This is a genomic window from Marinomonas sp. 63XJN7_7_ISO-PGPR-S23-202, assembly GCF_056173505.1.
Genome location: NZ_CM149677.1, coordinates 2,426,699 through 2,439,894, shown reverse-complemented (window position 1 = coordinate 2,439,894; position 13,196 = coordinate 2,426,699). Strand labels below are relative to the sequence as shown.

Sequence of the window (13,196 nt, the reverse complement as noted above, 5' to 3'; positions counted from 1 at the left end):
TGACAAAAAAAGCTAAAGAGCCATATTTTGATGTGATCTCTAAATGCGCTGAACAATGGCTATATTAAATATATGCATAACTATTTTTTTGTATAATCTATGACACCACAAACCGTTCAGTATAAAAAACCGATAGAAATAGGCTTTATAACAATTTTAAACTACTATTAAGAGTTTACCTTGTCGAACACGAGTGTCATAACCATCTCACCTTGAATGGAAAACTGACAATTTAGTATTTTATTGACCCCAGACTTTTCACTTAAAAAAGGCGACAAAGCAAAATATAACATTTGCCCCTCACGATCAACTTTTACCAAATTAGCTTCTTCAAAACCAAAGTATTCGCCAACAAAAGAATACAAGGCTTTAAATACACTCTCTTTTGCTGAAAAAATAACAGTCAAAGCGACCTCATTACTAAACCCTACTTCTCTCATGCGTTGCATTTCATGAAAAGTAGCAATAGAGTTCTCAATCTCACGAAACGTTTCGGTTGTTAATATCTTTTCAACATCAACCCCTAGATAAAACTGAGCACTTGGTAATTGAGCGATAACACAGACCACAACATTTTGACTATGCGTAATGGATCCCAGCACACCATTGGGCCAAATAGGGCAACGGTTAGGCCCTACTCCGACATTGACATCCTCTAAAGCTTTACTAACTCTTTTGCGTATCATCTGTTTAGCCAAATGACGACCCACTAAAAATTCCGCACGACGTGACACGACAGCGCTTTCTAACGATACAGGAAAATGAATGCCTAGCTTAAAGAAGAGAGAGTCACAGTAGAGCGAAGGGTTAAACTGGCAAGACGAGAGACCAATATGGCCTAAATCAAAATATTGCTCCTTGTAGATAAAGTCATCACCACAAATATTTGACCGATCAGAGCAAATCGGTAGAAAACAATTTTCTGGCAATCTAAAATCCACTGGCTAATTCCTTGTATCAACCGTTACCACCTCAGACAGTCCACTATCTAGATGAACTGGTTTATTAAACACATTTCTAATAGGAACACGCTGCACTACTTTAGTAAAGTTGTCTGTGGCATTAGCAGCTTGCACAGCGCAAAAAAGTCGATGCGGTCGCAGGGACAATGTTCTCGAATGCTTAAGCTGCTCTCGCTGTAGACCAGCGAACTTTGGGCCAATAGACACTAAAAACGATCATAAACACTGTTAATGGCCAAGAAAAAAGAAAGACAAAGTCATTTGATAAACTTGATTGGGTTTTATAAATAAACACAATAACAGCCGCTTTTAAGGCGTAAATAAGTATCCAGACTAGAGAAACCTCTTGCCACACTCGGCTATATTTTGATGTTCCATAATAAGATAACTGAGTTAAATTAGGCATAGCATTTTCCGCCTGAGTTCGAATAACAGGACGGCCTATCAATGAATAAAAACCAAATACTAAAACGACAGAGATAGCACTTCCAACTGATAGAAAAACGCCTTCTTGATTGATTCCAAAGAAAGAATAACCATTAAGATAAAGGTAATGAATCATGCCGGAGACAAGAATAATTAAAATAATAGACAATGATCTAGGACGTTTGCTAAAAAGCTCTAACAAACCTGAATAACATGCGGTCAAAATAACGGCTATTCCTGCACCAAACTCCCAAAATACAACATTATAAATAAGAATCGGAATAATAATAGTCAGTCTTGCTTCGGATGACATTAGGTAAGCTATAATGCCAGACTGCTTTTTATCAACCATTATTCATTTTCCTTTTTTAAATAGACCTGCGAAGAACCGTCTTGACGGATAAATTGCCAATAAACCTTAGACTATTGAATCGATCGATAGAGCAAGGTCGAATCCAGCGAAGGAGAAATTGAACTCACAGAAAAATCTTGTGCAATGAAAAATGGTTCGTCAACCAACCACACATCTGGGTAGCCGTGACATCTGCTTATACTTGCTCAACCATCATCGTACTTAAAGTACTTCTTCCTTGCCTATCAATAACACTATTACTCATCTATCTGTTAAATACCTGACCAAAGTTGCTCAGTCACGGTTCTACTTAGAGCAGAACCGACGTCAGCTTCTCAGCTGATGGCATATATAGGGTGGATTCATGATCGACAGCTGGTCTCTTCACGCGGGAAGCGTCGTTATTTTTTGCTCACTACAGGCTTGCCATCCGCCAGCAAGCATCCTTTATGCTTGTCCGATAAAGGCGTTCTTATAAACACATCGCATTGCCATCAAAATAATTTAGCAAACCAACCTATTCCACAGGCAAACTTCTTTATGACCATTCAGCAACTCGGTATCATTAAGCAAACTCTTCAAACAAGGAATCACCGTGAAATTTGTCTCATTTAATATCAATGGCTTACGAGCACGCCCCCACCAAATACAAGCGCTGGTGGAAAAACACTCACCCGATGTCATAGGACTACAAGAAATCAAAGTGCACGATGATGCTTTTCCTCATGATATCCCTAAATCCGTTGGTTACCATGCGTACTATTATGGGCAAAAGTCTCACTACGGCGTGGCCATTTTCAGCAAACAACCTGCCTTAAACGTGGAATATGGGTTTCCAGGGGACGATGCAGACGCACAGCGTCGCATGATTATCGCCACTTTCGAAACCTCTGAAGGGCCAGTTAAAGTCCTCAATGGCTATTTCCCTCAAGGCGAAAATCGTGACCACGACACCAAGTTTCCTGCCAAACGTAAGTTTTACGCGGATCTAATGGCTTATCTGGCCGCCCACTCCCCTGACGAAAAAATCATTGTCATGGGTGACATTAATATTTCCCCTACGGATTTAGACATTGGCATCGGCGATGCTAACGCCAAACGTTGGTTAAAAACCGGAAAATGCAGCTTCTTACCAGAAGAAAGAGAATGGTTTAAAACATTAACCGACTGGGGCTTTGACGATACTTATCGCCAGCTCAATCCAAATACAAACGATCGCTTCAGCTGGTTTGATTACCGCTCCAAAGGGTTTGATGATGACCCCAAGCGTGGTCTGCGTATTGATGTAATTTTATCATCAAAAGGACTCACACCCTATTTAGAAGATTCCGATGTAGATTACGAGCTACGCGCCCTAGAAAAGCCGTCCGATCACGCCCCGATTTGGAGCACATTTAACGTCAACTCATAGAAAAAAACAGGGCGACTGCTGGTTAAAAAACAAACAAAACTACCAATGGCCGCCCTGTCTGGCAAGCATGCTTATTACGTCCTTATACCCCCAGATTTATCCACAGTCTTTGTGGATGCTTTTCATAAATTCGCAACATTCCTATAAATTAGTCTTCTAACCACCCAAAAAAAACCTTGATTTTTTGGCAAAGCCATAGGGGTTGTTCTAGAGTCACCATATGACCACAGTGACTGGCGACATACACCTCAACCCTCTTGCCTGCCTGTGTTGAGCTTTTGCATTCTTCTAAAGAACGTCGACTTTGTGGAGAAATCAACGAATCTTCTTCCCCTAAACAAAAGCATAAAGGCATCCCCAAGGTCAGTAAGTTGAACAGAATATCAGGTCGCTCCAAGCTACTAGACAATTGTTGTATAAGCACCTTTTCTCCTAACGATGCATCCATCTCTTTAATCAACTGGATAAGGTACTCATGCTGCCTATTGCGCTGTGCCAACATAGACATGGCTTTCTTAGGGGGAATCCCTTTATAACCATTCTTAGCCACCCAATTCAGCGCAAGCTTGCGTTGGGCTATTTCACTTTCTTGTAACCCCTGAGCCGTATTGGAAACAACCATCAACTTAGCCACTCGCTCAGGGTATTTAAGCGTAAACGCACTGGCAATATAGCCTCCCATGGAAAAGCCCAAGAGAAAAATAGGTGAACTTGGTAAGCTTGCCGCCAAGGACTCAACAATCGCCTCAATACTCTCTTCTTGCGGTAACGGGACATGCTTAAGAGTAATGTCAGACAGTACCTTGTCAATAAACTGCCAGAGGCGTTCATCACACATCGTTCCGGGTAAACAATAGATCACTTTTTCTGAGGTATTAGTTAACGCCATTATTGAAAGGTCTCTCATAGGTGACATGAGTTGCACTAAATATCGTATTTCCATACAGCTTTAATTTTCCATCCAATATATTATTTTTGCATTGTTTACTAAACAACTTTCTTCATTTTCACCCCCATGACCACCGATAAACATGTAAAAACCCAATACTGCTCAAACCAATTCTCCTCTAAACCAAGCCCTGCTTAACGGGGATGCTTTAAAATACAAGTCTCCAATCCCAACAAACTCTGTTGCACGTTAACTACATCGAGAGCATAGATTTTCCTCAATGACAAGTAAATTTTACCAGATGTACAGCAAACCTAGCGAAAGCGAAAGCGTAGTGATTTAACACTAGCTGGTTGTTAATGAGACCCAATTACCAATAGTTATCGCCAATTTTCTCCAGTAATAATAGTCAAGCATTTCTACTGATATAAACTTTTTAATTTTATTGAGTATTGTGTTTATGAAATTTTTATAGCGTATTATATAGACAAATCAAAAATTATATTTTTGAATTCAGTACAGTGAACGCACAATTTTTGTGCACAACGTTCCATTTTTGCGCACAAATTTATTTGCTGCATTAATCTATATAAGGACAGGTCTTTTTGAGATAATATTTTTGACGTTTCAATCACGATATGAGAAAGAATTGGCTTCTTCCAAATTGAACGTAAACAGCTGATGCTTTATCAGCAGGAACAACAGTAAGTCTATGATTTTTATCGTTTTTTATACTTTAATCAAGTAACTTTCTCTTGAAGACATAATTAATATAAGCACCTGAAGATTAGGTCCTAAAACTGACCTTTTGGTTGAAAATCAAATATATATCCCTCGTTTCAAATGTGAAAAACTCTTTTTATATAATCTTATGCATTTATAAGAAAATATCACTAGAATATATTCAAAAAATATTTTACATTGATATATAATTTAATTTAACGTATTTCTAGGAGTAAAAACAGTGCTAGCCAATAATGAAGTTGTAGATGTTTTTGTTGATTTATATCCAACCTTACAAAAAATAGTCTCCCACCGTACAGGCTCCGCACAGGTTGCGCAAGACATCACTCAGGACATGTACTTTCGAATTCTAAAATTGGCGGATCAATTCCCAACACATGACGATGCCCGTAATTATCTTATTAGGATTGCCTTGAATGCTTCTATTGACCATGTTCGCACCGAACAGCGTCGCGCTCAACTGCTAAAAGGAACTTTCGAACTGTTTGAAAACCACATGTACTCTCCTGAAGATAATTTGCACTACAGACAAAAAATCAATGAGATTGACAGTGCTCTTGCTTCGTTACCTGGGAAGTCTCGCGAAATTCTCTACATGAGTCGAGTTGAAGGTATGACTCACAGTGAAATAGCCGAAAAGCTAGGCGTATCTCGAAGCTTGGTAGAAAAGTATGTTGTCAAAGCCGTATTGTTGTGCCGTGAAGTTATGAAGAAAAAATAACAGATACATCATTATGGCGTATCGGCTAAATAAAAATCGCCTCATCCTTTTAATTCAAGAGATGATTCAATTATCCTTTCGAAATAATAAAAGCAACTTTTAATCTACTAAAACAGAAAATTATTATAATACAAGGGTGTATCGTTATCCTCTTCACAGCTCTGATTCTTTATATTTTAAATGAAGCATTTTTACTAAACAAATAAACACAATTTAAAGTGCTCTTTAGCTTTTTATTGCCTATAAATTAGAGCATAAAATTCATTAAAAAGTCACATTAAAATAAAAACGCTCATCCAAAACCCATACTTAAAAAATAATTATCGATATCTTTATAACCTCACCTCTAAATTCAGACATAACCAACGGTTAACACAAATATCCAAACAATAAAATTTGTAAAATTACCGCACCTCAAAGAATCTATAGTTTTCAAAAATCTTCCTTTGAGATGTTCAAAAAGTTAATCAAGAAGCCTACTTCTACTATCCAAAAAATATCACTTTATTTAAAAAACTATAAAAATTGATGCCATATTTAACTTCTAAAAATGACATCAATTTTTCTTCTTCAGCTATTCCTAATGGTAAAAGAGATAGGAACAATCAACTCAATACGGTCTAAATTACCAACAAAAGCACTGGCTGGCGGCTTCGGTAATGGTGTTACACGATCAAGCAACTGCAATGACTCCCTATCTAATGATGCATACCCTTTACTTTTTACAATGGATGAATCAAGCACATTCCCATCCCTATCAACAAAGAATCTCACTAGCACAGTATCTTGTTGCTTCATGCGTAACGCATAACCAGGGTAACGCTTCATTTTCTGCAACTTAGCCAGTATTTCTGACTGCCAGCTTTGTTTTAATGCTGCTAACTGATTGCTCGCCGCCCCAACCCTCTGCGCTTGGTTTTTCTTGGCAACCAACTCACTACTGTTGCTCCGAGTTGTCTCTGGAGTAGTGATTTCGGCTGGCTTGGTTATTTTTTTCGGTTGTTGCCTTACAACAACTTGCTTTTTGGATTCCGGCTTCGGTTTGGGCTTATGTTCAACCTTATGTTTGGGTTTGGGTTTGGGTTTGGGCTTGGGCTTGGGCTTGGGCTTGTGTTCAACCTTATGTTTAAGCTTTGGCTTAGTGTCGTTGACAGCCACCTTAACTTTGGCATTTTTTATTTCTTTTACCGCGGCATGCAGCTTTGGCGGTAAAGATGGAGGAACTGGGGGATCCTCCACCTGTGGTGGTGGCTCGTTAGCTTGCTGTGCAACACTGTCAATGCTAGCTGAATGTGCTGTTGTAGAAATGGCCGCAATAGTAACGACAATTGGTGCCGCCGCACTACTCTTAGCATTCACAGGCTGAGTAGGCTTACTGAGAATGTAAAGCAATACCAGTAAATGAGCACCTGTGGCTATGATAAGACTGATAACCCACAGCAACCTATCCTTCCTAGCTTTGGAACTGGTCATTTTTTACTACCTGCTCCAGTACTCGGCAAGCCAATTAAGGCGACTTTGGTGTAACCACCATCTCGCAATAAGTCCATAAAAGCCATTAAACGACCATAATCTATTTCTTTATCTGCACGAATAAAAATACGTGTATTTTTATCGCCCTTTACCTCTTTATCGAGTGCTCCAACAAAACCGACTTTACTCTGTTTATCATCTCCAATATACATATCACCATTGGTTTTCAGGCTCACAGTAATGGGATGAGAAACATTGTTAGGTTGCTGTTTCGACGTAGTAGATGGAAGATCCAGTTTAATATTTGCAGTTGAGAGAGGTGCAACCACCATAAATATAATGAGTAGTACCAGCATAACGTCGATAAAAGGCGTTACGTTGATCTCTGCCATTGCATCAAGATCGTCATTATCTGAAGATTGAGGGGAAAAAGACATAATTACGCCACACTTGTCAGAGGGTTGTTATGTTGTTTATCTTGCAACGCTTCAAGGTCATGACTAAGCAAACATAAGGTATGAGTCGTTACATCCGAGACAATGATACGATAGCCAGTAATCATTCGACCAAGAATGTTATAGAGAATGACTGCGGGGATCGCAACAACTAGCCCTAGCGCAGTTGCAAATAACGCTTCGGCAATGCCTGGGGCAACCACACTTAGATTCGTGGTTTGAGTCTGTGCGATAGAGATAAAACTATGCATAATCCCCCACACTGTGCCAAACAGACCGACAAAAGGCGCAACAGCACTGGTTGTTGCAAGAACACTAGCACCACGACTGGCTCGTCTTGACTCGGACGCCTCTAGACGCTGAAAGCGAGCTTGTACACGTTCTTTAATAGCCTCTATAGAATGGAAAGAAAGACATCCATTTATATGATTAAGCTCTGCCAAAGCCACCTCTTTCATCCTTTCACAATTTTCTATAGCAAAGTCACTACATTCATGAAGGGAACGCTTATTTCCAACAGCCGCCAAGCTCTTTTGCAAACGACGACGACGAGATAAAAGCTCACATGTTTTGCCTAACCATATACTCCAACTCATCATAGAGGCAAAGATGAGGATTAAAATAACCGTTTTCACAATACGATCCGCGTGGTCATAAAGTGCAACAGCAGAGAAGTCTTGTACTGTAGAGGTTGACTGATTAGCGACAGGTAAGTTGACACTATCCGTTGTCGGTGTAAGAACAGGTGTTGAGGACGTAGCAGGTGATGAGTCACTTGCATTGGATGCATTGTTTACCGTTACTGGCGCTTCGGTGCTTACCTTTGATTCCCCATCAGGAGATGAATTCACAGTATTAGAACTAGGCATGACTACAGCAGCACTATCTGTACCAACATCTGTTGAAAGATCACCCGCTTGCACTGTCATAGATACCATTAAAGCTAGGAACAAAGTGAAGCCTATATAGGCCCTTTTTTTTGTTATTGTTTGCAACCCAATCTGTTTTATTAAAAAGCTATTCACACTCACTCCTCACACATAAAGCAAAAATTATAGAATGCACTGCTCATGCAAACTGATCGCCTTATAACCAGTCTTTACTAGCTATACGAAAGAAACGAATCGAATAGAGTTTTTCATCAATAAAACCATAAAATAATTAACTATCAGTCACAATAATGAAAACAAAGGGTGCTAGTTGAGGGGCGAATAGATATAAGTTTTTCAGTGAAATTGTCAAATAAACTGCGTCTATAAAGGAATGCAAGCATCTTTCAAAGAGTTGTAATACAGATACCTACTCCCTATGAAGGAATTTTTTTAACCTAACTTATGCGGAGAATAACGCCCTCACTCGTTTCATTGTCAATAGTTCCCCAACTGAGTTGCTGGAAGAGTGGGTACCTACATCGATATTTCACCCTAACAGAAACCCGTTCATCTGAGAGGATACACTTTGACAACATCATTTAAATCAAAGCCAACAGATAATGCGAATGAGCCCTTTGCTGACATCAATATTCCCGTTACCACTTTTACATTGGATAACGGCCTGACCGTAATAGTGTCAGAAAACCACGATGTTCCATTAGTGTCATTACAATTAATCTATCAAGTTGGCTCAAAAGATGAACCTAAAGGCAAAACAGGGTTTGCTCATCTCTTTGAACACTTAATGTTTGAAGGTAGTGAACATGCTCAAGGCTCTTTTCTTGAAAACATGACACGTGCCGGTGCCACAAACTTGAACGCGTTTACGGAAGCCGATAACACGACCTACCATTTTACCGTACCAGTCGGCTCTCTTGATTATGCACTCTTTATGGAGTCGGACAGAATGGGGCATTTTTATAACACCATCAACCAGAAGTCATTAGATCAACAGCGTCGAGTCGTTCTCAACGAAAAAATGGAAACCGAGGCAGGTCCCTATGGAAAACTGTATGAATGCAAGTCCAAAGGCTGCTTTCCAAAAGACCACCCCTACGCACACACCATCATTGGCGAAAAAGACGATTTAGAGTCTGCCACATTAGAAGATATTCAGCAGTGGTTTCGAACCTACTATACCCCTTCAAATGCCGTACTAGCCCTTAGTGGGGACATTGACCTTGAAACTGCTTGTTATAAAGTGACACATTGGTTTGGAGATATACCTCCCGGCCCCCCAATAACTCGGCCAGTGAGCTGGATTGCTGATATATCCCCCCAAAGACGGGACCGCTTTCAAGCAAAAGTAGCCAATAGCACGTTAATGCTAATATGGAATACCCCACCCGCAGGTACCCTTGACCATACTTTATTCATCATAGTAGCGGATTATCTTGCAGCAGGGATCTCTTCCTTACTCATTAAGAAGTTAGTACATGAAGACAACATCGCCAGCACCATACAAGCAGAAGTCACCAATACATCACTTTGCAGCCAATTCATTATTACCGCAACGGTTTCCGACAACACTAGATTAACAGAACTTGAAAAGCGCTTATTGGAAGAAGTAAACGACTTCATTAAAATTGGCTGCGATGTTGAACAACTTCGACAAGTAAAACATGATATTCTGATTACGTTTGATGAATCCTATAAAACTTCAGCACAAATTGCCGCTTTACTCTCCAGTACTCACGTTATGCTTGGTGACGCCAGTGCCTATAAAAAACTAATAGAAGACGTTCGTCAAGCTCAACCAGAAGCAATCCAACTAGCCTCCCAATACTGGTTAACGCGCCCACATTATACATTAGAGATTGAGGCTTTCTCAGTACAGAAGGATAGCGTAGCCATAGCTGCTGATCGCTCGCATCCTCCAGCTATTCTGCCACCAAAACCGACACAAATGCCTGCAATACAGCACGCGCTTCTTGATAATGGCATGAAACTGGTACTGCTTGAACGCCACAGTAACAGTGATATTTGTCTTAACCTGCTATTACCAAAAGCCCTGCAGACACGCCCTGGACAATATCAATTATTACTTAACTTATTAGAACAAGCCGGTGCAGACAAAAAAGATGCATTTGAATTTAATCAATCCTGTCGAGATATTGGCTGTCGCATCCACCTTCGTAATCAGCTGCAACACATCTCTTTGCAGCTTTCCTGCCGAGTGGCTAATTTTTCTGATGCGTTAAAACTATTCAATGATCGCATCCAACACAGCATACTCACTGAAGAAGATTTTCTTCGCCAACGCTTATTGTTACAAAACGTGTTAAAAGAACAGAAAAATACTGCTAGTGCGCAAGCTTTAAGAGTATTGCCGGGACTAATCTACCCAAGAGGTCACGTTTGTCGAGTCGCTGAAGGAATCGAAGGCACAGCACTAAGCCTTACACAAACAACATTAACAGAACTCAACCAAGCCCTCCCAGAACTGCTTAATGTTAACGGTGCCACGTTAGTGGTAACTGGTGATACTACATTAGATGAACTGCTGTTATTACTGAATCAATCAATTGGCAAAATTCCCTGTCGGCCCCGAACAATAATACCATCTCCAACTGTGTATCCCCCAACAAATACACGAGTTTTCTTACTTGATGTTCCAGACGCAGCACAAACTTCTATCATTGCCGCCTCCTTAATACCGGGTGTGGCGGAAAATAAGAATGAAGCTCTATTTGAGTTACTGGATACCATTTTTGCCAGTGGCTTTACTTCACGAATTAATATGAACTTGCGCGAAGAAAAAAACTGGACTTACGGTGCAAGAGGAAACCTGATCGATGATCCACATCACCGAGTGCACTACATTCAAACAGAAGTACAAGCAGACAAAACCTGTGATGCGATTAACGAAATTCGCAATGAGTATGAAGCGTTAACCAATCAAAGACCGATAACAAAAGAGGAATTGAATACGACAAGAGACACAACGCTATTAAGCTTTTGCAGCACAATAGAGAGCCTTCAAGGGCTAAATACTATGACCTCTTGGTTAGTGCGTAATAATATGCCAGATGATTTTTGGCTACATCACCAACAACAAGTCGGTCAAGCCTGTGAACAACAGATAAACACCCTGGCACGCACTTTATTTTCTATAGACCAACTTACTTGGGTTATTGCAGGGGACATCAAATCGTTTAAGCAACAGCTTGCCGAACAATTCTCTCCTTATAGCTTAAACATCATTACTGATTCGGACAATGATCTCTATGACTAATCCCCCCATATACAACTTCTGCCTCACAGCTGTTGTCTAATTGTTACTACTAAACCGGAGTTAATATGTCTAACCTTATTATCAATTTAACAGATGTTACAGTGGACGATGTGTTAAACAACACAACGACACCTATATTACTAGATTTATGGGCACCTTGGTGTGGGCCTTGCCTAACCATAGCCCCTCTACTGGAAAAAATTGCTCAAAATACAGTTGGGCAACTTACTGTTGCAAAACTGGACACTGAAAAGTATGAAAGCCTCATACCTCGGTTTCGTGTACGCAGCATTCCCACCTTAATTCTATTCTACAGAGGCAAAGAAGTATCGCGCAAAATTGGTGTCGATTCACTATCCGATCTTAATAATTGGTTACGAGCACAGGACATAGATGTTGAAGACTCAGAAGAAATCGTCATTAAAGAAGCCTACAAATGGCCTTCCTTTTACCAGGATGAAGCACTATTTGTTTTTTTGACCCAACGCTTACAAAAAAAAGCCCTTGCTGGCGAGATTTCATGCTACAACTTCCCTCGCCCTGAGAATCTGCTCACTACTCCATATGCTCTAGCTGGGCAAGAATCCTATGATGTCTTTGAGCGTGTTACTGGCCTCCCCCCTTCACTGGCCGTATGGCTTGAAGTTATGGATTACACCACGCCAGAACAGATCAATGAGCTCACTAATGCTCTGACAATCGGCAAAGACTATAGCCATGTCGCGCTACAAATGATCTTTAACTGGCTAGCGAATAATGAGACACCTTGGCAAACACTCCTGCCCGACACACTTCTTGACGCTCGTCAGCACTGGCTTAGCCTGGTAACAGACTACTTGGCAGGCAAATCGACACCAAGAAAAAGCTGGCTTGCAATACAAACACAAGCCAATGAATTTCTTGCACAAGCAGAGCAAAGTCATCAATTTTCCTTCCATTACAGCACAATACTTGCACTCCTATCCCCCCTTCCAGGAACGTCCATAGAAGACAACCAAGCCATAGAGGCGATCATTTACAACTTAGCTGAATGTCAAATATATTCCGAAAAATTGAAATCTGGCTGGAGTCTAGAAGAGCTTGATATGGCAAATGACCGTTGGAATTGGATCGAACCACAGATCCCCATTGATATTTCCGAAGAAGATTACGAACTATTATTTAAAGAGCTATGCCTTCGGTGGTCACAGAAAGCACCTGAGTTTACGGCGTTTGCTGAAAAAGAAGCTACTTTCAACAAACACGTTTCGAGCATACAAAATAAACTTAACCAAGGCATGCAAAAACGCTTTATACAACTATTAAAAGAAGCTCCAGATACACACGAGCAATATCGTTTTATCGGATAAGCACATTTTCTGCTCCACCTTGCATGACACTGATAATGCAAAATAGGGAACAATAACAAGGTCTGAGTTTATATTATTCTCAGACCTTTTCTTTTGCCCCTACTCTTTATTTTTATAAAAAAGACATATTAAAACTCTATTCTTTTATTGGCATCTGTCTATCAAGATTAGATGTAACAAAAAACAGTCTAAATTTGTGGCGTAGGTAAAGAATCATTCTCAAACAGATAGTCAATTTTTCTGCCCA

10 protein-coding genes are annotated in these 13,196 nt (G+C 40.2%); 4 read left to right on the top strand and 6 right to left on the bottom strand.

The features are described 5' to 3' along the window. Window positions 1–167: 167 nt before the first annotated feature. Window positions 168–941, bottom strand: a complete 774-nt coding sequence (locus tag AC0VYG_RS11225; protein ID WP_475432348.1) for a 4'-phosphopantetheinyl transferase family protein — start codon at window positions 939–941, stop codon at window positions 168–170. A 181-nt stretch (window positions 942–1,122) separates the two neighbouring features. Next, the gene (locus AC0VYG_RS11220; RefSeq protein WP_475432347.1) at window positions 1,123–1,740 is read right to left on the bottom strand and encodes a hypothetical protein; all 618 of its coding nucleotides are present in this window, start codon (window positions 1,738–1,740) and stop codon (window positions 1,123–1,125) included. A gap of 595 nt (window positions 1,741–2,335) precedes the next feature. On the opposite strand from AC0VYG_RS11220, the gene xthA reads away from it, so the two are divergent. Continuing rightward, window positions 2,336–3,151, top strand: a complete 816-nt coding sequence (gene xthA, locus AC0VYG_RS11215) for an exodeoxyribonuclease III (RefSeq protein ID WP_475432346.1) — start codon at window positions 2,336–2,338, stop codon at window positions 3,149–3,151. A 148-nt stretch (window positions 3,152–3,299) separates the two neighbouring features. Here xthA and AC0VYG_RS11210 read toward each other — a convergent pair whose 3' ends face one another. Next, window positions 3,300–4,040, bottom strand: coding sequence for an alpha/beta fold hydrolase (locus AC0VYG_RS11210; RefSeq protein WP_475432345.1), 741 nt, complete (start codon window positions 4,038–4,040; stop codon window positions 3,300–3,302). A gap of 964 nt (window positions 4,041–5,004) precedes the next feature. On the opposite strand from AC0VYG_RS11210, the gene AC0VYG_RS11205 reads away from it, so the two are divergent. After that, complete coding sequence (locus AC0VYG_RS11205; RefSeq protein WP_475432344.1) at window positions 5,005–5,505, top strand: RNA polymerase sigma factor; 501 nt, start codon at window positions 5,005–5,007, stop codon at window positions 5,503–5,505. Window positions 5,506–6,075: 570 nt separating this feature from the next. On the opposite strand, the gene AC0VYG_RS11200 is transcribed toward AC0VYG_RS11205, so the two are convergent. The 3 genes from AC0VYG_RS11200 to exbB are packed head-to-tail and all read right to left on the bottom strand — an operon-like array spanning window position 6,076 to window position 8,458. Continuing rightward, window positions 6,076–6,978, bottom strand: a complete 903-nt coding sequence (locus AC0VYG_RS11200; protein ID WP_475432343.1) for an energy transducer TonB — start codon at window positions 6,976–6,978, stop codon at window positions 6,076–6,078. Beyond that, window positions 6,975–7,415 carry a biopolymer transporter ExbD gene (locus AC0VYG_RS11195; protein ID WP_233407952.1) on the bottom strand — a complete coding sequence of 147 codons (441 nt, stop codon included), beginning with the start codon at window positions 7,413–7,415 and terminating at the stop codon, window positions 6,975–6,977. Before AC0VYG_RS11195 ends, AC0VYG_RS11200 begins: the two co-directional genes overlap by 4 nt. A gap of 2 nt (window positions 7,416–7,417) precedes the next feature. Continuing rightward, on the bottom strand, window positions 7,418–8,458 hold the full coding sequence (gene exbB, locus AC0VYG_RS11190; RefSeq protein ID WP_475432342.1) for a tonB-system energizer ExbB: 1,041 nt from the start codon (window positions 8,456–8,458) through the stop codon (window positions 7,418–7,420). A 433-nt stretch (window positions 8,459–8,891) separates the two neighbouring features. On the opposite strand from exbB, the gene AC0VYG_RS11185 reads away from it, so the two are divergent. Both AC0VYG_RS11185 and AC0VYG_RS11180 read left to right on the top strand, forming a co-directional pair. Next, the gene (locus tag AC0VYG_RS11185) at window positions 8,892–11,600 is read left to right on the top strand and encodes a M16 family metallopeptidase (protein ID WP_475432341.1); all 2,709 of its coding nucleotides are present in this window, start codon (window positions 8,892–8,894) and stop codon (window positions 11,598–11,600) included. A gap of 65 nt (window positions 11,601–11,665) precedes the next feature. Beyond that, a complete protein-coding gene (locus AC0VYG_RS11180) occupies window positions 11,666–12,949 on the top strand; it encodes a thioredoxin family protein (RefSeq protein ID WP_475432340.1) in 1,284 nt (427 codons plus the stop codon). Window positions 12,950–13,196: the final 247 nt, after the last annotated feature.